The organism is Actinoalloteichus caeruleus DSM 43889, from assembly GCF_000429185.2.
Taxonomy (GTDB): Bacteria; Actinomycetota; Actinomycetes; order Mycobacteriales; family Pseudonocardiaceae; genus Actinoalloteichus_B; species Actinoalloteichus_B caeruleus.
Map to the genome: position 1 here is coordinate 5,675,777 of NZ_AUBJ02000001.1, position 19,938 is coordinate 5,695,714.

At 71.6% G+C, this 19,938-nt stretch carries 20 protein-coding genes; 15 read left to right on the forward strand and 5 right to left on the reverse strand.

The window, feature by feature from the left end:
• Positions 1-48 precede the first annotated feature (48 nt).
• The 6 genes from rpsB (at position 49) to G443_RS23205 (ending at position 5,157) form a co-directional block, all read left to right on the forward strand.
• Positions 49-882, forward strand: coding sequence for a 30S ribosomal protein S2 (gene rpsB / locus G443_RS23180; protein ID WP_026419917.1), 834 nt, complete (start codon positions 49-51; stop codon positions 880-882).
• A gap of 193 nt (positions 883-1,075) precedes the next feature.
• Complete coding sequence (gene tsf / locus G443_RS23185; protein WP_026419918.1) at positions 1,076-1,891, forward strand: translation elongation factor Ts; 816 nt, start codon at positions 1,076-1,078, stop codon at positions 1,889-1,891.
• 152 nt (positions 1,892-2,043) lie between these two features.
• Positions 2,044-2,733 (forward strand): UMP kinase, encoded by a 690-nt coding sequence (gene pyrH, locus G443_RS23190; protein WP_051314254.1) that lies wholly within the window; start codon positions 2,044-2,046, stop codon positions 2,731-2,733.
• Positions 2,734-2,864: 131 nt separating this feature from the next.
• The gene (gene frr / locus G443_RS23195; protein ID WP_016696781.1) at positions 2,865-3,422 is read left to right on the forward strand and encodes a ribosome recycling factor; all 558 of its coding nucleotides are present in this window, start codon (positions 2,865-2,867) and stop codon (positions 3,420-3,422) included.
• 8 nt (positions 3,423-3,430) lie between these two features.
• Positions 3,431-4,348, forward strand: coding sequence for a phosphatidate cytidylyltransferase (locus G443_RS23200; RefSeq protein ID WP_026419920.1), 918 nt, complete (start codon positions 3,431-3,433; stop codon positions 4,346-4,348).
• A gap of 26 nt (positions 4,349-4,374) precedes the next feature.
• A complete protein-coding gene (locus G443_RS23205; protein ID WP_081715647.1) occupies positions 4,375-5,157 on the forward strand; it encodes a class I SAM-dependent methyltransferase in 783 nt (260 codons plus the stop codon).
• Positions 5,158-5,187: 30 nt separating this feature from the next.
• On the opposite strand, the gene G443_RS23210 is transcribed toward G443_RS23205, so the two are convergent.
• Both G443_RS23210 and G443_RS23215 read right to left on the reverse strand, forming a co-directional pair.
• Positions 5,188-6,279 carry a helix-turn-helix domain-containing protein gene (locus tag G443_RS23210; protein WP_035292726.1) on the reverse strand — a complete coding sequence of 364 codons (1,092 nt, stop codon included), beginning with the start codon at positions 6,277-6,279 and terminating at the stop codon, positions 5,188-5,190.
• Positions 6,280-6,442: 163 nt separating this feature from the next.
• Positions 6,443-7,153: a hypothetical protein gene (locus tag G443_RS23215; protein WP_026419922.1), complete on the reverse strand. Its 711-nt coding sequence runs from the start codon at positions 7,151-7,153 to the stop codon at positions 6,443-6,445.
• 177 nt (positions 7,154-7,330) lie between these two features.
• On the opposite strand from G443_RS23215, the gene rlmN reads away from it, so the two are divergent.
• Complete coding sequence (rlmN, locus tag G443_RS23220; protein WP_026419923.1) at positions 7,331-8,437, forward strand: dual-specificity RNA methyltransferase RlmN; 1,107 nt, start codon at positions 7,331-7,333, stop codon at positions 8,435-8,437.
• A gap of 396 nt (positions 8,438-8,833) precedes the next feature.
• On the opposite strand, the gene G443_RS23225 is transcribed toward rlmN, so the two are convergent.
• Both G443_RS23225 and G443_RS23230 read right to left on the reverse strand, forming a co-directional pair.
• A complete protein-coding gene (locus G443_RS23225) occupies positions 8,834-9,319 on the reverse strand; it encodes a beta-class carbonic anhydrase (protein WP_026419924.1) in 486 nt (161 codons plus the stop codon).
• Between the two features lie 248 nt (positions 9,320-9,567).
• Entirely contained in the window at positions 9,568-9,816 is a 249-nt protein-coding gene (locus tag G443_RS23230) for a DUF2631 domain-containing protein (RefSeq protein WP_026419925.1), read from the reverse strand.
• 320 nt (positions 9,817-10,136) lie between these two features.
• Here G443_RS23230 and G443_RS23235 point away from each other — a divergent pair, with 320 nt between their 5' ends.
• The 4 genes from G443_RS23235 (at position 10,137) to G443_RS23250 (ending at position 14,482) form a co-directional block, all read left to right on the forward strand.
• Positions 10,137-11,450, forward strand: coding sequence for an ABC transporter ATP-binding protein (locus G443_RS23235; protein WP_026419926.1), 1,314 nt, complete (start codon positions 10,137-10,139; stop codon positions 11,448-11,450).
• Between the two features lie 82 nt (positions 11,451-11,532).
• A complete protein-coding gene (locus tag G443_RS23240; RefSeq protein ID WP_026419927.1) occupies positions 11,533-12,693 on the forward strand; it encodes a polyamine ABC transporter substrate-binding protein in 1,161 nt (386 codons plus the stop codon).
• Between the two features lie 8 nt (positions 12,694-12,701).
• Positions 12,702-13,655: an ABC transporter permease gene (locus tag G443_RS23245; protein WP_245588902.1), complete on the forward strand. Its 954-nt coding sequence runs from the start codon at positions 12,702-12,704 to the stop codon at positions 13,653-13,655.
• The gene (locus G443_RS23250) at positions 13,652-14,482 is read left to right on the forward strand and encodes an ABC transporter permease (protein WP_026419928.1); all 831 of its coding nucleotides are present in this window, start codon (positions 13,652-13,654) and stop codon (positions 14,480-14,482) included. Before G443_RS23245 ends, G443_RS23250 begins: the two co-directional genes overlap by 4 nt.
• Positions 14,483-14,505: 23 nt before the next feature.
• On the opposite strand, the gene G443_RS23255 is transcribed toward G443_RS23250, so the two are convergent.
• On the reverse strand, positions 14,506-14,772 hold the full coding sequence (locus G443_RS23255; RefSeq protein WP_026419929.1) for a GlsB/YeaQ/YmgE family stress response membrane protein: 267 nt from the start codon (positions 14,770-14,772) through the stop codon (positions 14,506-14,508).
• Positions 14,773-15,015: 243 nt separating this feature from the next.
• Here G443_RS23255 and dxr point away from each other — a divergent pair, with 243 nt between their 5' ends.
• The 4 genes from dxr to G443_RS23275 all read left to right on the forward strand — a co-directional run bounded on the left by dxr (position 15,016) and on the right by G443_RS23275 (position 19,846).
• The gene (gene dxr / locus G443_RS23260) at positions 15,016-16,311 is read left to right on the forward strand and encodes a 1-deoxy-D-xylulose-5-phosphate reductoisomerase (protein ID WP_026419930.1); all 1,296 of its coding nucleotides are present in this window, start codon (positions 15,016-15,018) and stop codon (positions 16,309-16,311) included.
• 12 nt (positions 16,312-16,323) lie between these two features.
• On the forward strand, positions 16,324-17,535 hold the full coding sequence (locus tag G443_RS23265; protein ID WP_081715608.1) for a M50 family metallopeptidase: 1,212 nt from the start codon (positions 16,324-16,326) through the stop codon (positions 17,533-17,535).
• A gap of 188 nt (positions 17,536-17,723) precedes the next feature.
• Positions 17,724-18,881, forward strand: coding sequence for a flavodoxin-dependent (E)-4-hydroxy-3-methylbut-2-enyl-diphosphate synthase (gene ispG, locus G443_RS23270; RefSeq protein WP_026419932.1), 1,158 nt, complete (start codon positions 17,724-17,726; stop codon positions 18,879-18,881).
• Positions 18,882-19,009: 128 nt separating this feature from the next.
• On the forward strand, positions 19,010-19,846 hold the full coding sequence (locus tag G443_RS23275) for a GNAT family N-acetyltransferase (protein ID WP_026419933.1): 837 nt from the start codon (positions 19,010-19,012) through the stop codon (positions 19,844-19,846).
• Positions 19,847-19,938 lie beyond the last annotated feature (92 nt).

Consider the following 19,938-nt stretch of genomic DNA (forward strand, 5'->3'; position numbering starts at 1 on the left):
CCACCAGCGCGCCTCGGCGCGCCCGAGAACACGAGGTGCTAACCGGCCATGGCCGTCGTCACCATGAAGCAGCTGCTCGACAGCGGCGTGCACTTCGGGCACCAGACCCGTCGTTGGAACCCGAAGATGAAGCGCTACATCTTCACCGAGCGCAACGGCATCTACATCATCGACCTCCAGCAGACGCTGACCTACATCGACCGGGCCTTCGAGTTCATCAGGGAGACCGTCGCCCACGGCGGCACCATCCTGTTCGTCGGCACGAAGAAGCAGGCGCAGGAGGCCATCTCCGAGCAGGCCCTCCGCGTGGGGATGCCCTACGTCAACCAGCGCTGGCTGGGCGGCATGCTCACCAACTTCTCCACGGTGCACAAGCGCCTCCAGCGGCTCAAGGAGCTGGAGTCCATGGAGCAGACCGGGGGCTTCGAGGGTCGCACCAAGAAGGAGATCCTCATGCTGACCCGGGAGAAGGACAAGCTGGAGCGGACCCTCGGCGGTATCCGCGACATGGCCAAGGTCCCGAGCGCGGTGTGGATCGTCGACACCAAGAAGGAGCACATCGCCGTCGGTGAGGCCCGGAAGCTGGGCATCCCGGTGGTGGCGGTGCTCGACACCAACTGCGACCCCGACGAGGTCGACTACCCGATCCCGGGCAACGACGACGCCATCCGGTCCGCGGCGCTGCTGACCAGGGTCGTGGCCGACGGTGTCGCGCAGGGCCTGATGGCCCGCTCCGGCCGAGGCAACGCCCCGGAGGGCCAGGAGAAGCCGGAGCCGGGCGTCGCCAACGACGAGCCGCTGGCCGAGTGGGAGCAGGAGCTGCTCGCCGGTGCCGCCAGCGAGGGCGAGAAGCAGGGCAGCGAGCAGCCCGCCCAGGCCTGATCGCAGCCGGACCGCCGACGCCGCCCGGGCGGCGTCACGCGTCGGACGAGAGCGGTTCCACCGCTCCGCCACCGTCAGCACGGGGCACCCGCGACCACGCGGGTGCCCCGTTCCCCGGGGTCACCAGACACTCACCCGCGCCGCGCGGTGCCGGCCAGCGGGTACGCAACGACGAGAAGGACTGACGACGCACATGGCGAACTACACCGCCGCCGACGTCAAGCGGCTTCGTGAGCTCACCGGCTCCGGCATGATGGACTGCAAGAAGGCGCTGGAGGAGTCCGCCGGCGACCTGGAGAAGGCCGTCGAGCTGCTCCGCATCAAGGGCGCCAAGGACGTGGGCAAGCGTGCCGAGCGCACCACCGCGAACGGCCTGGTCGCCGCCGACGGCGGCGTGCTGGTCGAGCTGAACTCCGAGACGGACTTCGTCGCGAAGAACGCCGAGTTCCAGGAGCTGGCCGCGAAGGTCGTCCAGGCCGCGAAGGAGACCCGGCCGGCCGACGTCGCCGCGCTGAACGCCGCCTCCGTGGGCGACAAGACCGTCGCCGACGCCGTGCGGGAGCTCTCCGCCAAGATCGGCGAGAAGCTCGAGGTCTCCAAGGTCGCGGTGTTCGACGGCCAGGTGGCCGTCTACCTGCACCGTCGGGCCGCCGACCTGCCGCCGGCCGTGGGTGTGCTGGTCGAGTACACCGGGTCGAACGAGGACGCGGCCAAGGCGGCGGCCATGCAGGTCGCGGCGATGCGCGCCAAGTACCTCACCAGGGACGAGGTGCCCGCCGACATCGTCGCCAACGAGCGGCGCATCGCCGAGGAGACCGCCCGCGAGGAGGGCAAGCCGGAGCAGGCGCTGCCCAAGATCATCGAGGGTCGGGTCAACGGCTTCTACAAGGACGTCGTCCTGCTGGAGCAGTCCTCGGTCCAGGAGTCCAAGAAGACGGTGAAGGCGGTGCTCGACGAGGCCGGCGTGACGATCACCCGTTTCGCCCGCTTCGAGGTCGGCGCTTCCTGACCCGCACCACCCTGGGCACGGAACTCCGGAGAACCCGGGGTTCCGTGCTCAGCTCTGCCAGGCCCTGGTAACACCCCGTCCAGCCCGTGAGGAGAGTAGGTCCGGTGTCCGACCCGCAGATCGACGACGACCACCCCGGTTACCGCCGCGTGATGCTCAAGCTCGGCGGTGAGATGTTCGGCGGTGGCGCGGTGGGCGTCGACCCCGACGTGGTCCAGACGGTGGCACGGCAGATCACCGAGGTCGTCCGCACCGGTGTCCAGGTCAGCGTCGTGATCGGCGGCGGCAACTTCTTCCGGGGCGCGGAGCTCCAGCAGCGGGGGATGGACCGCGACCGGGCCGACTACATGGCGATGCTGGGCACCGTGATGAACTGCCTCGCCCTCCAGGACTTCCTGGAGAAGCAGGGCATCGACACGCGGGTGCAGACGGCCATCACCATGGGGCAGGTCGCCGAGGCCTACATCCCCCGTCGCGCCGAGCGCCACCTGGAGAAGGGCCGGGTGGTGATCTTCGCCGCCGGCGTCGGGATGCCGTACTTCTCCACCGACACCGCCGCCGCCCAGCGCGCGTTGGAGATCGGCTGCGAGGTGGTGCTGATGGCCAAGGCCGTCGACGGCGTCTACACGGCGGACCCGAAGAAGGACCCGACCGCCACCATGTACCACCACATCACCCACCGTGAGGTGCTGGAGCGTGGTCTGAAGGTCGCGGACGCCACCGCGTTCAGCCTGTGCATGGACAACAACATGCCGATCCTGGTGTTCAACCTCCTCACGGAGGGCAACATCGCCAGGGCAGTGCGTGGTGAGAAGATCGGCACGCTGGTCTCCACCCCCTGACGAGCGCGTCCCCTCGGGGGCGTGCTGAGATCTACGAAGAGGCTGTCCCCGAGCCCTGTGCGGTCGGGCAGTGGTTGTGAGACAGGGCTCTGACCAGCATCAGCCAACCGGCGGCAAGCGAAGGAGCAGTCGTGATCGACGAGGCCCTCCTCGATGGCGAGGAGAAGATGGAGAAGGCGGTGTCCGTCGCCAAGGACGAGCTCGCCACCATTCGCACGGGTCGCGCGACCCCGGTGATGTTCAACGGCATCAGCGTCGACTACTACGGTGCGATGACGCCGATCAACCAGGTCGCCAGCATCAGCATCCCCGAGGCGCGTCTCGCGGTGATCAAGCCCTACGACCCCAGCCAGCTGCGCGTCGTGGAGAAGGCCATCCGGGACTCCGACCTGGGCGTGAACCCCAGCAACGACGGCACCATCATCCGCGTGGTCATCCCCCAGCTCTCCGAGGAGCGCCGGCGGGACCTGGTGAAGGTCGCCAAGCAGAAGGGTGAGGACGCCCGCGTCACCATCCGCAACATCCGGCGGAAGGTCAAGGACGAGATCGACCGGATCGTCAAGGACGGCGAGGCCGGCGAGGACGAGGGCTCCCGCGCGGAGAAGGAACTCCAGAACCTGACCGACAAGTACGTCGCCAGCGTGGATGACCTCGTCAAGCACAAGGAAACCGAGCTGCTGGAGGTATAGGGCTCTCCATGATGGCGGCCGGTGACCACGACGCACCTGGTGTTGACGGGGAAACCGGTCACCACCAGCACACATCCACCCCTCCGGGAACGGCGGTGACCGGGGGGACCGCCTCCCGCGCGGGGAGGAACCTCCCGGCCGCCATCGCGGTCGGGCTGGGACTCGGGGCGTTGCTGCTGGCCGCCCTGCTCTTCTGGCGGCACCTGTTCGTGGCCATCGTGGCCGCGGCGGTGGCCGTCTCCACGATGGAGCTGCACCGGACCCTGGGTCGCGCGGCCGGGGTCCGGCTGGCCCTGGCCCCGCTGCTGGTGGGTGGCCAGGCGATGATCTGGCTCTCCTGGCCGTTCGGCACGGTCGGGGTGCTCGCCTCCTTCGCCTTGACGGTCGTCGCGTGCCTGCTCTGGCGGTTCCGGGGCGGCGCCGACGGGTACCTCCGGGACACCTCGGCGTCGGTGTTCGTGGCCGCCTACGTCCCGCTCTTCGCCTCCTTCGCGGCGTTGCTGGTGCTCTCGCCGGACGGCGCGGCCCGCACCATCGCGTTCCTGCTCGCCGTCGTGTGCTCGGACACCGGTGGGTACGTCGCGGGCGTCCTCTTCGGCCGCCACCCGATGGCCCCGTCGATCAGCCCGAAGAAGTCCTGGGAGGGTTTCGCCGGCTCCCTGCTGGCCGGGGTGGCCGCCGGCGTGGGCAGCTTCGTGTTCCTGCTGGACGGCGCTTGGTGGCAGGGGGCGATCTTCGGGGCGGCCCTCGTGGTGACCGCGACCACGGGTGACCTGATCGAATCACTGGTCAAACGGGACGTCGGGGTCAAGGACATGGGCTCCCTGCTCCCCGGGCACGGGGGGATCATGGACCGCATGGACTCCCTGCTGCCCTCCGCTGTCGTCTCCTGGCTGTTGCTCACCGTCTTCCTGCCGCTCGCGTGACCGGTCCCGGGCGGCGGCTGCCGGCCCTGTTCCAGGCGGTCACGGGCCTGGCGGGCCGGCGGGAACGGCGGGGAGGCGGTGTCCTGCCCAGCCCCAACATCTGGAACTGGCCGGATCTCTACGAGGTGGAGAACAGGGCGCAGGACCCCGACGGAGTCCTGTGGGATGCTCTGCGCGCCGCCAGGGACTGGTCGGGCGCGGACGTGGTGGACGTGGGTTGCGGGGCCGGGTTCCACCTCCCGGTGTTCGCCCGCTCGGCCGCCCGGGTGGTGGGGGTCGAACCGCACCCCCCGTTGGCCGCCGCGGCCAGGCAGCGGGTGCGCGACCTCCCCGCGGTGACCGTGCACGAGGCCGGTGCCCAGCGGCTGCCGCTGCCCGACGCGGCCGTCGACCTGGTGCACGCGAGGACCGCCTACTTCTTCGGGCCGGGTTGCGAGCCAGGTCTGGTCGAGGCCGACCGGGTGCTCCGGCCCGGCGGAACCCTGGCCGTCGTCGATCTGGACGCCACCCGGCACTCCTACGGCCGGTGGATGCGCGCGGACCTGCCCCGCTACGACCCGCTCGCGGCCGAACGGTTCTTCGTGGAGCGCGGCTTCTCCTGCCAGCGGTTCGACGTGGACTGGCGCTTCGACGATCGGCGGAGCCTGGAGTCGGTGCTGGGCATCGAGTTCTCCCCCGAGATCGCGGCGCGGGCCGCCGCGGAGGTGCCGGGACTGTCGTTCCGCGTCGGGTACCGGGTGCACGTGCGGCACAAGCCCAGGGGCCCGGTGCTGCCGAACGGGGCCACCGCCCGGGACGACCCGCGCTGAGCTCAGGCCCCCGGGTGGCCGTCCTCCCGGTCAGGGCGAGGTGACCAGCCGCAGGTGGGGCCGTGGGTCGGGGATCCCCAGCAGCCGCCGGATGATCGCTGGGGTGACCTCGATCCGCGCGGCCAGCTCCGCCAGCCCCACCCCCTGGTCCGCCGCCATCTCGGTGGCCGTCCGGAGCAGTGTCGGCTCCTCCCCGGGGAAGACCTCGCTGACCGGTTCGTCGGTGCGGAGGCCGAGACGGGACAGCTCGACCATCACCTCGCGGTAGGTCGTGTCGGAGTAGAAACCCAGGGTGCGCCCCCGCACGGCGAGTGCCGCCATCGACACCCCGTACCGGTGGCCGAGGTCGCGGAGCGACGCTGGTTCCGGTTCCACCGGCAGGAGGTCACCGATCTCCGTCGCCGGCATCAACAACTCCGCGGCGAAGGCGTTCGCCTCCGCCTCGTGCCGGGGGTTGCCGGGTGCCGGTTCGGGGTGCAGCAGCAGGTGGCCCAGTTCGTGCGCCACGGAGAACCGCTGGCGCAGCGGGTTCCCCCGATCGGTGAGCGCGATGATCGGGCGTCCACCCTTCGCCGAGGAGAACGCGTCGATGTTCTTGTTGTCGGGAATGACCAGCCGGGCGACGGCGACGCCCCGGGCCTCCAGGGTGCGCACCAGGTGCGGGACGGGCCCCGAGGGGACGTCCCAGCCTCGGCGCACCGCCCGGGCGGCCCGGGCCGGGTCACTCCCGGTGGCGGCCGGCGCCAGGTCCGCCACCGGCAGTTCGATGAGGTCCTCCAACCTGGACAGGACCTCCCACAGCAGTTCCACCTGCGCGAGGGCCTGGAGGCGCTGGGTGGCCGTGGTGGCCCGCAACGAGCGGAAGTGCGCGTTGGTGGTGTCCAGCCTCAGCTGGGGACGACCGGCCGCGAAGAACCCGACGGGCAGCTCCATCACCTGGGCGCAGCGGGAGAGCACGGTCACGTCGGGTCGTGACTGGCCGAGTTCGAACCGGGAGAGCAGCGCGGCCGGCCGGCCTATCCACTCCGCCAGCTCGCGCTTGCTCAACCCGAGAAGCCGCCTGGCCATCGTCAACCTGGCCGGGTCGAAGGCCCGCGCGGCCGCGAACGCACCCGTGGTCACTGCGATCTCCTGGTTCGTCGGCCTGCCACTGCCGTGGTCGGTACCTGGTCGGCGCGCGAGCGCCCCGCGAGGGGTGACGCCGCCGACGGGCACCTGAGAATCTTGCCGACAGACATTCTTTCCCCACCGGCCGGGTGGGGCCACCGGAGATCACCCGGGGTGGTCAGGTACCGGAGGTGCCCTCCTGGGGGCGCGCCCGGTGCCGCAGGGGCAGTTCGGGCAGGTCGTGCGGATTCCAACCGGTGGTCCCGGTGGGTGCCGGCCGCGCGGTCAGCGGGCCCCCGAGGCCGGCGGTCCGCGCGTAGCCCCTGGTGAACGACGTCAGCGGCCACAGCCAACTCCACCGGATCCGGTAGTCGCGGTCCGCGCTGCCCTGGCCGACCCACGCGCCGGACAGCCCCGCCGCCTCGCTGCCGGTCCACGGGAGGAACAGGAGATCGCGGCCGCCGGTGATCGCGTGGTTGGCGGGGAACAGCCCCGGCGGTTCCTCCGGCGGCCGCACGAGCCGACGTTGGAGTTCGGTGTCGTCGAGGACCGAGGTCAGCGGCGAACCGGTCTTCGCCCGGTACTGGTAGAGGGCGCAGTTCCCGATGCCGATCGTCATGGACTGGAAAGCGGGGTTGACACGGGCGTCGGGCAGCCCGCTCGCGGTGGCGAGCAGGTACTGGTACCGGTCGGTGCCGAAGCTCCAGCCGTTGGCCCACGAGCCCCGCGCGGACCTGCGCCGGACGCGTTGGAGCTCGGCCGCGGCGCTGTGCGCCAGGGCCAACCAGTCCAGCAGGTGGCCTGCCACCGCCGCGGACCGCGTCTCGCCGACGAGGCGGTCGAAGTGGGGGTCACCGATCGGTTCGAACCTGTCGTCCTCGGGAAGCACCGCTGCTCCTCACCGCCCAGGGGCTGTTCGTCCTGCGGTGACCTTGCTACCGCCAGGCACCGACAGTGACGCGTACCGACCGCGCGGCCGACGGGGACACCGGTGGTGACGCCGAGGGCGCCAACAGGAGGGACGCCGCACGGGGCCGGCAGGAGGCCGTGGGACACTGGTCGCGCCATGACTGCACTTCCCCTGGTGTTCGACGCCCCCCGCCGTGGGCTTCCGCCCCGCCACCTCGCCGACCTCTCCCCTGAGGATCGCCGGTCGGCGGTCGCCGAGCTCGGCGAGAAGGCGTTCCGCGCCACACAGCTGTCCCACCACTACTTCGGCCGGCTCAGCGTGGATCCCGAGTCGATGACCGACATCCCCTCGGCGACGAGGGACCGGCTCGTGGAATCCCTCCTGCCGACGCTGTTCACGCAGGTCAGGGAGGTGACCACCGACAACGGCACGACGAGGAAGACCTTGTGGCGGGCGCACGACGGCACCCTCGTGGAGAGCGTGCTGATGCGCTACGACGACCGGGCCACCGTCTGCGTGTCCAGCCAGGCCGGGTGCGGGATGGCCTGCCCGTTCTGCGCCACCGGCCAGGGTGGGCTCCAGCGGAACATGTCCACGGCCGAGATCGTCGACCAGGTGCGGTCGGCCGCCGCCGCCATGCGCGACGGCCTGCTCCCCGGCGGAGCGGGCCGGTTGTCCAACGTCGTGTTCATGGGCATGGGCGAGCCGTTGGCGAACTACAAGCGGGTGGTGGCCGCCGTCCGCCGGCTCTGCGAGCCGGCGCCCGCCGGTCTCGGGCTCTCGCAGCGTTCGATCACCGTGTCGACGGTCGGGCTGGCTCCCGCCATCCGGAAGCTGGCGGACGAGGACCTCCAGGTCACGCTCGCGGTGTCCCTGCACACCCCGGACGACGAGCTGCGGGACACCCTCGTGCCGGTCAACACGCGCTGGAGCGTGGACGAGGTGCTGCGGGCGGCCCGGTACTACGCCGACCGGACCGGTCGCCGCGTGTCGATCGAGTACGCGCTCATCCGGGACGTCAACGACCACCCGTGGCGGGCCGACCTGCTGGGCAGGCTGTTGCGCCAGCACCTGGGCCATCTGGCCCACGTCAACCTGATCCCCCTGAACCCGACGCCGGGCAGCGAGTGGGACGCCAGCCCCAAACCGGTGGAGCGCGAGTTCGTCCGGCGGGTGCGCGAGGCCGGGGTGAGCTGCACGGTGCGCGACACCAGGGGGCAGGAGATCGCCGCCGCCTGCGGCCAACTCGCGGCCCAGGAGTAGCCACCCCACCCACTGGTGAGGCGAGGCGATCCGCCCGCCGGGCGCGAGCCGTGGCCACAGGGGTGAGGGGCTCCGCCCTCCGGGTGCGCCCGCGCCGCGATCGCCGGGCGTGGGCGCCAGCCCACCCCGTCGGCCGTCGTGGATGGTGGTCGGGCGGGCCAGGCCCGCCCCGGCATCGGTTGTCTCCGCTCGGCCCGAGGGCGGGACCGGGCCGGAGGACCCGGCCGTGTCCGCGCCCCCACCCCGTCCGGGGCGCGGACACGGCCATGACCTGCCGCACGACGCGGGCGCCGCGCGAACGAGGCTTCTCCGCGCGCGGTACCCCGGAGGGACCCCTGGGGACACCCGCCGGTCATGCCGGATGGCACCAGGCCCTGATCCGCCGGCGGCTCGGGCTCAGTCCACCTCGTGCAGGAGACCGGTGTCCACGTCGACGACGAAGCCTCGGATCGAGTGGGCGTGCCGGATGAAGGGGCTGCGCTTGATGCGTTCCTTGCTCTCGTGCACGTCGACCGACTCGTCCTCGAAGCACTCCACCGACCATTCGGGGGTGACGCCGACCTCCTGCCGCATCTGGGCCTTGAACTCGGCGTCGGTGAAGGTCCGCAGCCCGCAGCGGGTGTGGTGCAGCAGGATGATGTGCTCGGTGCCCAGCCGCCACTGGCTGATCGCGAGGGACCGGATCACGTCGTCGGTGATGACGCCCCCGGCGTTGCGGATGATGTGCGCCTCGCCGACGCGCAGCCCGAGCAGTTGGAAGACGTCCATCCGCGAGTCCATGCACGCCACCACCGCCAACTTGCTGGCGGGTTCGGTGGGCAGGTCGGCGCACGAGATGGGGTGAGCGGCGTTGTGGTGCACCAGCCGCTGCGTGATGGACATGGACATGGGAAACCCCCGGCCTGGTGTCTGCTCGACCGTCGGAACGGCCGGCGCGATGTCGGGAAGACCGGCGTCCGCGATAATCACCGGTGACAGGTCTGGCGCGGCGCCGCCCGGTACCGGGGTGCCGCACTGGAGGCAGTGAATCGGGTGTCACCGCGTTGAGGCAAGGAACATCACTGGGAAGTGTGACAACGGTGCGTGGGTGTGACAGGGAGATGGACCCCGGGGCGAACCCCGGGGACCCCTCAGTTACGCCACGGTGTCCGGCGGCGCGTCTGGTCCCAGATCAGGAACCCGATCATGCCGAGCCCGATCCCGATCAGCCAGATGGTCTCGACGTGACCTTCGTGGTTGCCGATCAGCATCAGGAACATGATGGCCGCGACGGCCCAGCCGGCGACGCGGCGGCCGCGCGGCCACTCGCCGTGCCAGCCCCACTCCGCCGACGGCTCGTCCCGGGGATCCACCACGTCACCGCCGGAATACCTGTCCACAGCGGCGTTGGTCCTCGACGGCTGCTCAGCGGACACGATCCCTCCAGCACGGGCTCATCACGTAGCTTGCCGACCTATCCTCGCACACGGTCCCCCGTCGGTGCCCTGGCGGCCGCGCCGGACCACCGGGTGCGCGAAGCGGCACCCTCGCCCGTCGACCTCGGTCGTGGGGGCCGCACCCGGGCGGCACCGCCCTCCCGGCGCCGCGCCCCGCCGACTCGGGTCCGGCCACCCGTGCGGGGGATCACCGCCTAGGCTGTCCGCCGCGGCGCGGCCCGCGTCAACCCCATCCACCCCAGACGCCCTCCCGGAGGTGAGCCATGTCCGAGGACCCGCGAGAGACACCGGCACTCGACCACCGCGTCCCCGACGCCTCGGGCCCGCCCGCCGTCGAGCTGCGCGGGGTGACCAGGACCTACACCGACCAGGTCGCCGTCCGTGACCTGAGCCTGCGGGTGGGGGAGGGCGAGTTCTTCTCCGTGCTCGGCCCGTCCGGGAGCGGGAAGACGACGCTGCTGCGGATGGTCGCCGGGTTCGAGGACCCCGACGGGGGAGCGATCCTGCTGGGGGGCCGCGACGTGGTGGGGGTACCCGCCCACCGGCGGGACGTCAACACCGTCTTCCAGTCCTACGCGCTCTTCCCCCACCTCTCGGTCTGGGACAACGTGGCCTACGGGCTGCGCCGGCTGGGACTGCGCCGCGCGGAGCTGCGCGCCAGGGTCGGCGACTACCTGGACCTCGTCCAGCTCGCCGGCTACGGGCGCCGTCGGCCGCACCAGCTCTCCGGCGGGCAGCAACAGCGGGTGGCCATCGCCAGGGCGCTCGCCCGCCGCCCCCGCGTCCTGCTGTTGGACGAGCCCCTGGCGGCGCTCGACGCCCAGCTCCGGGCGCAGCTGCGGGTCGAGCTGACCAGGATCCAGCGCGAGGTCGGCACCACCTTCCTCTACGTCACCCACGACCAGGAGGAGGCGCTGGTGCTCTCGCACCGGCTCGCGGTCCTGCGGGCCGGCCGGGTCGAACAGGTGGGCACTCCCGCCGACGTCTACGAACGGCCGGTGAGCCGGTTCGTCGCCGAGTTCATCCGCTCCTCCACCACGGGTGGCTCGAACGTGCTGGAGGGGACCGTGCGGACCGTGACCGGCGCCGGGAACGCGGCGCTGGTGGAGGTGTCGGTGGGGGAGGGGGCCGTCCTGGCCGAACTCCCACCGGGCCGGGCGCTGCGACGGGGACAACCGGTGGCGGTGGCGGTGCGCCCGGAGAAGGCCCGGCTCTACTCCGCGGAGGACGACGGACCACCACCAGGGTGGTCCCGGGTGCCCGTCCGGCCGCGAGACACCGTGTACACCGGCGCCGCCACCGAACACCTCGTCGAGGTCGTGGGGGACCCCGGAGCCACGCCGCTGACCGTGTTCACCCAGAACACCCGGCGGGCGGGCGAGACCGGGCCCGGTGGCGGTCCGGTGCTGGTGGGCTGGGAACCGCGGTTCAGCGTCCTGCTGGCCGATGAGCCGGGCCGTGGGGACGGCGGCGCGGAGCCGGGCGGACGCGCTCGTCCCACGGCGGCGGACGGCGATCCCACCCCGGGTTCGGCACCGACTCCGGTCGGCGCCACCTCCCGGGCGGACGTCTCGTAGCGCCCGCTGAGCACACCAGCCGGACACACCCCGGACGGCCCGCCAGCTGGCGCTGCCCGGGGGAGGGGAGGACCACTCGCACATGGCGGACAGGGACGCGGTACGGATCGCGCGGTTGTGGGACGGTCGGGAGCGGCCGGTCACCCGACGCGCGATGCTCCGGTCGACCGCATTCTTCGCGTTGGCGGCGCACGGGGCCGCGGGCTGCGCGATCTCGGAGCCGGTCGAGCCACGTCGTACCGACCCGAGGGCGACCCGGGCCGTCAACGAGGTCGAGGAACCGGTCCTGAACTTCTTCAACTGGACCGACTACGTCGACGAGGACACCATCCCGGGCTTCGAGGACGAGACCGGCATCTCCGTCACCTACGACAACTTCAGCTCCAACGACGAGCTGGAGGCGAAACTCGCCGCCGGAGGCAGCGGCTACGACCTGATCGTGCCCAGCGACAACTTCCTGCGGCGGTTCCTCCGCTCCGACCTCCTGAACCCGCTCGACCACGACCTGATCCCCAACCTGGACAACCTGGACCGGCGGTTCCGGGAGGCGGAGTACGACCCGGACAACCGGTACTCGGTGCCCTGGGCCTGGGGCACCACCGGGCTCGCCTTCTCGCGGCAGGCCCTCGGCGGGGCCGACGTCACCTCGCTGGACGCGTTCCGGCTGGCCGCCGCCCGGGGGCGGAGCGCCCTGCTCGACGAGGCCAGGGACGCGATGGCCCTGGGGCTCCTGGGCGCGGGTCACGACCCCAACACGACCGACCCCGGGGAGTTGGAGGACGCCGTCGAGTACCTGCTCGACCTGAAGGGCGTGCTCGGTCAGATCACCTCGGACGTGATCGAACCGCTCGCCTCCGGGCAGGCCCCTCTCGCGCAGGCGTGGTCGGGGGACGTGTTCCAGGCGATGGAGACGAACCCGGAACTGGACTTCGTCATCCCCGAGGAGGGCGGCCTGTCCTGGGTGGATCTCCTCTGCGTCCCCCGGTCGGCGCCGCACGCCGCCAACGCCCACCGCTTCATCGACCACATCCTGCGGCCCGAGGTCGGGGGGAGGTTGGCCAACGCCATCCAGTACGGCAGTCCGAACGCGGCCGCGCGCCCTTTCGTGGACGCCGAACTCCTCGCCGACGAGCGCATCTACCCCTCCCCGGAGGCGCTAGCCCGGGTCCCCTTCACCCGCGATCTGGGACCGGAGGTCGAGGGCCGGTACGCGGACGCCTGGACGAGGGTGAAGACGGGCTGATGGATGGCGTGACGAGAGCCTCGGGCGGGCCGCGGCGCCCCCGGCCCGAGCCCACCAGCGGCGCCGGCCGCCCCGGTGGCGCGGCCCGACCAGCCCGCTCCCGGGGGCGAGGACGTGCCCGCGCGCACGGCCGTTCCCTGGCCGGCTGGGCGGCCCTCGCCCCGGCGGGCCTGTGGCTGGGCGCGTTCTTCGTGGTCCCGGTGGCCCTGGTCGCGCAGTACAGCTTCGCGACCAGGGACCTCGGCATCGCCCGCGTGGTGCTCCCCTGGACGCTCGACGCCTACCGGCTCGCCGTCGACCCCGCTGTGCTGCCGATCTTCTGGCGCACCGCCGCCTACTCCCTGTCCGCCACGCTGGCGTGCCTGGTGATCGGGTTGCCGCTGGCCTGGTTCGTCGCCCGGCACGCAGGGAGGTGGCGGCTCGTGCTGCTGGGAGCGGTGCTCGTGCCGTTCTGGGCGAGCCACCTCGCGCGGATCTACGCCTGGAAGGCGCTGTTGGCCGAGGACGGGCCGGTGAACCGGGTGCTGGGCCTGGTGGGGCTGGACCGGCCGGGTGGGCTGTTGCTGACCGACGTCGCCGTCGTGGTGGGGCTGACCTACGGCTACCTGCCCTTCATGGTGCTCCCGCTGTACGTCGTCTGCCGGCGTTTCGACCCGAGGCTGCTGGAGGCGTCCCAGGACCTGGGGCACGGGCGGCTCGGCACCTTCGTCCGGGTGGTGCTGCCCGGGCTGGCCCCGGGGGTGGTGGCCGGGTCGTTGTTGGTGCTGGTGCCCTCGGTGGGCGACTTCGTGACACCGGCCCTGCTGGGCGGGGTCAACCAGTTGACGTTCGGCAGTGTCATCGACGACCAGTTCCGGGGTGGGAACAACTGGCCGCTCGGCTCGGCGCTGGCGGTGCTGCTCCTCGCCGCGGTGGCGGTGTTGTGGGTGGCGCGCGGCCGACGGGCGCGGGAGGTGCTGTGACCGTGGAACACGCGGGACGGGGACGTCGTGCGGCCCGGGGTCGCCGGCCCTGGGTGCTGCTGGCCGCCGTGGTGGGCGCCTACGCCTTCCTGTACGCGCCGATCCTGTGGCTGGCCCTGCTGTCGTTCAACGACTCCCGTTCGGTCAGCACGTTCACCGGGTTCTCGCTGCGCTGGTACGCGGAGCTGCTCACCGACGGGCAGGTGCTGGACGCCCTGTGGTTGACCGTCCGGTTGGCGGCCAGCACGGCCGTGGTGGCCGCGGTGCTGGGCACGCTGGCGGCCTGGGCCCTGCGTCGGCCGTTCCGAGGGCGGGGGCTGTGGTCGACGGTGCTCGCGATGCCCCTGGTGGTCCCCGAGGTGGTGCTCGGGGTGAGCCTGCTGGCCTTCTGCGTGAAGCTGGCGGGCATCCCGCTGGGGTTCGGCGCCCTGTTGGCCGCGCACGTCACGTTCTCCCTGAGTTTCGTCGTCATCGTGGTGCGGGCCAGGCTCGCCGGGCTCGATCCGAGGCTGGAGGAGGCGGCGGCCGACCTCGGCGCCGGCCCCCTGACCCGGTGGCGCACCGTGACGCTGCCGGTGCTGTGGCCGGCGATCGGGGCGGGGGCCGCGTTCGCCTTCGTGCTCTCCTTCGACGACGTGGTGACCTCGAGCTACCTCTCGGGGGTGGGAGGTACCCCGTTGCCGGTCCTGGTCTACGGGCAGGCCAGTCGGCGCGGTGTCTCACCGGAGATCGTCGCGCTGTCCACCAGCATGGTGGTGCTGAGCACCGTGCTGCTCGTGCTGGCCGTCCTGGTCGTCGCACGGCGAGCGCGCCACCTCGACCGGTGACGCGCTCGCCGCTGGTACTCGGGTCAGGCGTGTGCTCGCCGCCCCGTGACCAGGCGGTAGATGGCGAGCAGGATGATCGAACCGAGAATCGCCAACAGCCATGTCCGGATCTCGAAGAACGAGCCGAGGTCGGTGTTGAAGATCGCGCGGCCGATGAAGCCGCCCACGAAGGCCCCGATCACGCCGAGTACGAGAGTGATGATGATCCCGCCAGGATCGCGGCCGGGCATGATGGCCTTGGCGATGAGGCCGGCCAGCAGACCGAGGACGATCCAACCGAGAATACCCATCGAAACCTCCTAGGAGTTCGCCGCCACCGGGCGGCGTGGGGCTGGGAGAAACCCCAGCTCCACGGTCCTTCGGCGGTGTTCATGACCTGACTCTGGAATAACCACGTCCGGTGAGGGCCATGCGTCCGTTATCGTTCCGTTATCAACGGCGGGTGGTGGCCGGCCGCTCCCCCGTCGCCCTCCGTGGCCGTCGACCCCGCCCCGGGGCGGGCGGCCGAGCCGGCTCCGCGACAATGTCGGGCCATGAGCTCGCTGTCCCCCACCTCGACCGCCGCCGAGCCGGGTCCCCGCCCCGTGCCCGCCGAGGCCCCCTCATCGGCGCGCCGCGTCCTGCTCCTCGGATCCACCGGGTCCGTCGGAACGCAGACCCTGGACGTGGCCAGGCGGAACCCGGACGCCGTGCGCGTCGTCGGGCTCGCGGCGGGCGGTGCGAACCTGGACGCGCTGGCCGCCCAGGCCCACGACTTCCAGGTGGAGGCGATCGCCGTCCCCCGCGTCGGGGTCGAGCGAGACCTGGTCGCGGCCTGGCGCGCCGAGGCCGAGCGGCGTGGAGTCCCGGCCGGTACGGCCCCGCCTCGGGTGCACACCGGCGTCCGCGCCCTGCTGGACCTGATCGAGTCCACCCCCTCGGACATCGTGCTGAACGCCGTCACCGGCTCGCGGGGCCTGGAACCGACGCTGGCCGCCCTGGCCACCGGCGCGACGCTGGCCCTGGCCAACAAGGAGTCCCTGATCGCCGGCGGCCCGCTGGTGCTGGCGGCCGCCGCTCCCGGCCAGATCGTCCCGGTGGACTCCGAGCACTCCGCCCTGGCCCAGTGCCTGCGGGGCGGCCGGGCCGACGAGGTGGACCGCCTGGTCCTCACCGCCTCCGGCGGCCCCTTCTACTCCCGGACGAGGGAGGACCTCGAGGCGGTGACCGTCGAGGAGGCCCTGGCGCACCCGACCTGGTCGATGGGCAGGGTCATCTCCGTGAACTCCGCCACGCTGGTCAACAAGGGGCTCGAGCTCATCGAGGCGCACCTGCTGTTCGGCGTCCCCTACGACCGGATCGACGTCGTCGTGCACCGCACCTCGGTCGTGCACTCGATGGTCACCTTCGTGGACGGATCGACCCTGGTCCAGGCCAGTCCGCCCGACATGCGACTGCCGATCGGCGTCGCCCTCGGCTGGCCGCGCCGCCTGCGCGACGTCTCCTCGCCGTGCCGCTTCGACACCACGACCACGTGGACCTTCGAGCCGGTGGACAACCTCAGCTTCCCCGCCGTGGAGCTGGCAAGGGCCGCTGGGCGCGCGGGCGGGTCGGTCCCTGCCGTGTACAACGCGGCCAACGAGGAGGCCGTGGAGGCCTTCCTCGAAGGTCGCACGAAATTCACACGGATCCTGGAGACTGTGGAGCGGGTGCTGGCTGAGGCCGACGAGTGGCGTCGGGACCCCTCCGGTGTCGACGACGTTCTCGCAGCCGAGGACTGGGCGCGGGCCCGGTCGCGGCGGCTGCTCGGTGTGACGGGCCACGCTGCGGGCTCGGTGGGAAAGGACTGACGCGTGGCCTTTGTGATCGGGGTCATCCTGTTCGCCATCGGCATCGGGGTGTCCATCGCGTTGCACGAACTCGGGCACCTGGCCGCCGCCAAGGCGTTCCGGATGAAGGTCACCGAGTACTTCGTCGGCATGGGGCCGAAGATCTTCTCGTTCCGGCGGGGCGAGACCGAGTACGGCCTGCGAGCCCTGCCCGTGGGCGGCTACTGCCGGATCACGGGCATGACCTCCCTCGACGAGGTCGACCCGGTGGACGCGCCCAGGGCGATGAACCGCAAGCCGGTGTGGCAGCGCGTCGTGGTGCTGTGCGCCGGCTCGGCGACCCACTTCATGCTCGCCTTCGTGATCCTGCTCACGATGGCGGTGACGATGGGCCTGCCCAACATCAGCGGCCGGGCGGTCGTCGCCGAGGCCAGTTCCTGCGTCCCGCCGGACCAGGACCTGGAGACCTACGAGTACGCCGAGTGCACGCCCGGCCAGGACCCGGCACCGGCCAGGGACGCCGGCGTGCTGCCCGGTGACGAGATCGTCGCGGTCAACGGCGAGGCGACCGGCAACTACACCGAGGTGCAGGCGGCCCTGGTCGAGCAGAGCGGGGACAGCGCGACCATCACGGTCCTGCGGGACGGCTCCGAGCAGGAGCTGACCATCCCGATCGTCCCCGTGCAACGGGTGATGGTGAACCCGGAGACCGGTGAGGCCGAGAAGGTCGAGACCAACGCGCTGGGTGTGAGCTTCCCCAACTACCTGCACTTCACGGCCGCCCAGGCGTTGCCGGGCACGCTCACCTTCACCGGTGAGATGTTCGTGCACACCTGGGAACGCCTGCTCGAACTGCCCAGCCGCGTGCCCGCCGTCATCGACGCCATCCTGGGTGCCGAGCGCGACCCCAACACCCCGGTCAGCATGGTGGGAGCGAGCATCATCGGCGGCGACGCCGTCGCCGGCGGCTACTGGGAGCTGTTCCTGTTCCTCCTGGCCACCCTCAACCTCTTCATCGGCGTGTTCAACCTGCTGCCACTGTTGCCCCTGGACGGCGGTCACGTCGCCGTCAACCTCTACGAGAAGGCGCGGGACACCATTCGGGGGTGGCGCGGCAAGGCCAAGGGGGCGCCCGTCGACTACACCAAACTGCTGCCCATCACCTATGCGGCGGTGTTCATCGGCGGTGCGTTCATGCTCCTCACCCTGACCGCGGACATCGTTAACCCGATCCGGTTGCGTTAGCCCCGCCTGGCCACGGGGCGTGCGAGCAGGGCGTTCACCTCGTGGCCACGCTCCCTCCCCCGGGGCGGCCACCCGGCGGCCCGGGTGAAGGACTGCTAGTACGCTGGTGACGGCCCGGTGGTCGGGCTGTCACCCTGTCGGCCCTTGCGCGGGCCACGACATCGGACATCTGGTCGCGGAGAGGACCGATGAGCGTCGAGCTAGGAATGCCAACCATCCCGCCGCCGGTGCTGGCGCCCCGCCGCACGACCCGCCAGCTGCGGGTGGGCGCGGTCGGCGTGGGCAGTGACCACCCCGTCTCGGTCCAGTCGATGACGACGACCGTGACGGCGGACATCAACTCGACCCTGCAACAGATCGCCGAACTCACGGCCTCGGGCTGCGACATCGTCCGGGTGGCCTGCCCCAGCCAGGACGACGCCGACGCCCTGCCGGCGATCGCGAGGAAGTCGCAGATCCCGGTCATCGCCGACATCCACTTCCAGCCCAAGTACGTGTTCGCCGCCATCGAGGCCGGCTGCGCCGCCGTCCGGGTGAACCCCGGCAACATCAAGAAGTTCGACGACAAGGTCAAGGAGATCGCCCAGGCGGCCCGGGACCACGGGACCCCGATCCGCATCGGCGTCAACGCCGGGTCGCTCGACCCCCGCCTGCTCGCCAAGCACGGCAAGGCCACCCCGGAAGCGCTGGTGGAGTCGGCGCTGTGGGAGGCCGGCCTGTTCGCCGAGCACGACTTCCACGACATCAAGATCTCGGTCAAGCACAACGACCCCGTCGTGATGGTCCGGGCCTACGAACTGCTGGCCGAGTCCTGCGACTACCCCCTGCACCTGGGCGTCACGGAGGCGGGCCCCGCCTTCCAGGGCACCATCAAGTCCGCGGTCGCCTTCGGCGCGCTGCTGCGGCAGGGCATCGGGGACACCATCCGGGTCTCGCTGTCCGCGCCGCCGGTCGAGGAGATCAAGGTCGGCACGCAGATCCTCCAGTCGCTGAACCTGCGGCCCAGGAAGCTGGAGATCGTCTCCTGCCCGTCGTGCGGCCGTGCCCAGGTCGACGTCTACAAGCTGGCCGACGAGGTCACCGCCGGTCTCGACGGCCTGGAGGTCCCGCTGCGAGTGGCGGTGATGGGCTGCGTGGTCAACGGCCCCGGTGAGGCCAGGGAAGCCGACCTCGGCGTCGCCTCGGGCAACGGCAAGGGGCAGATCTTCGTCAAGGGCAAGGTCATCAAGACCGTTCCCGAGCACAAGATCGTGGAGACCCTCATCGAGGAGGCGATGCGCATCGCCGAGGAGATGGACGGTGACCCCAGCACGCTCGTGGGCGAACCGACGGTCACGGTGAGCTGATCCCCTCGGCTCGTCGGGCGCGGTGCCCCGGGCCGCGAAGGGGCCCGTGGTCGGTCCACTCAGGTGTCGATCCCGACGCCCTCGACGCGCCTACCCACCCTTCCGGTGCTTTCTGGCACTCTGGGACCGTGCTGAAGCTCGCGGGTGCAAGGTTGCTCACGGAGCGTGAGGGTTTGGCGGTCCGATCAGCGTTGGTCGCTGATCCTGTCGTGAGCTGTATGGTCGCCGCCAGGGTGGAGAGCGTGGGCTTGGACCCCTGGCGGCTCGGCGGGGAACTGTGGGGTGTCGGGAGCCGACTCGGTGGGCTCTGCTTCTCCGGGGTGAACCTCATCCCGCTGCGGGGCGGGAGGGCCGCCAGCCGCGCCTTCGCGGAACGAGCCCTCAGCCAACCCCGGCACTGCTCGTCACTGGTCGGCCCCGCCGACCAGGTGTTGGAGATGTGGCAGCAGCTGGAACCCGGGTGGGGGCCGGCACGTGACGTGCGGCCCAACCAGCCGTTGCTGGCGATGTCCGCACCGCCCTCGGTCGCCCCGGACCCGCTGGTGCGCCAGGTGCGCCTCGACGACCTGGAGCGCTACCTGCCGGCCGCCGTGGCCATGTTCACCGAGGAGGTCGGCATCGACCCCCAGGGCGAGGACGGCGGGGCCAGCTACCGGGCGAGGGTCGCCGAACTCATCGTCAACGGACGCGCGTTCGCCCGCTTCGAGGGAGGCGAGGTCGTCTTCAAGGCCGAGGTCGGCGCGCTCTCCGCCAGGGTCGGCCAGATCCAGGGGGTGTGGGTGCACCCGGAACACCGCAACCGGGGTCTCGCCGCCGCCGGCACCGCGGCCGTCGTCGACCGCCTCTCCGGGTGGATGGGCCGCATCGCCAGCCTCTACGTCAACGACTACAACCTCCCGGCCCGCGCGGTCTACCGGAAGGTCGGCTTCTCCGAGGTGGGCCGGTTCGCCACCGTCCTGCTGTGACCCCCTCGTGGGCGGTCCTGATCGCTCCACAGTGGCCCAACAGTTTCCGGCCTTCGAACAGCGGAAACACGACTCGAGGCGGTCGGGCCCTG

Excerpts from the sequence above, each read along its gene's own strand:
- G443_RS23200 (WP_026419920.1), top strand. The coding sequence starts at position 3,431 with ATGATGGCGGCCGGTGACCACGACGCACCTGGTGTTGACGGGGAAACC.
- ispG (WP_026419932.1), top strand. The coding sequence starts at position 17,724 with ATGAGCGTCGAGCTAGGAATGCCAACCATCCCGCCGCCGGTGCTGGCG.
- G443_RS23225 (WP_026419924.1), bottom strand. The coding sequence starts at position 9,319 with ATGTCCATCACGCAGCGGCTGGTGCACCACAACGCCGCTCACCCCATC.
- pyrH (WP_051314254.1), top strand. The coding sequence starts at position 2,044 with ATGCTCAAGCTCGGCGGTGAGATGTTCGGCGGTGGCGCGGTGGGCGTC.
- dxr (WP_026419930.1), top strand. The coding sequence starts at position 15,016 with ATGAGCTCGCTGTCCCCCACCTCGACCGCCGCCGAGCCGGGTCCCCGC.
- G443_RS23235 (WP_026419926.1), top strand. The coding sequence starts at position 10,137 with ATGTCCGAGGACCCGCGAGAGACACCGGCACTCGACCACCGCGTCCCC.
- rlmN (WP_026419923.1), top strand. The coding sequence starts at position 7,331 with ATGACTGCACTTCCCCTGGTGTTCGACGCCCCCCGCCGTGGGCTTCCG.
- G443_RS23240 (WP_026419927.1), top strand. The coding sequence starts at position 11,533 with ATGGCGGACAGGGACGCGGTACGGATCGCGCGGTTGTGGGACGGTCGG.
- rpsB (WP_026419917.1), top strand. The coding sequence starts at position 49 with ATGGCCGTCGTCACCATGAAGCAGCTGCTCGACAGCGGCGTGCACTTC.
- tsf (WP_026419918.1), top strand. The coding sequence starts at position 1,076 with ATGGCGAACTACACCGCCGCCGACGTCAAGCGGCTTCGTGAGCTCACC.
- G443_RS23255 (WP_026419929.1), bottom strand. The coding sequence starts at position 14,772 with ATGGGTATTCTCGGTTGGATCGTCCTCGGTCTGCTGGCCGGCCTCATC.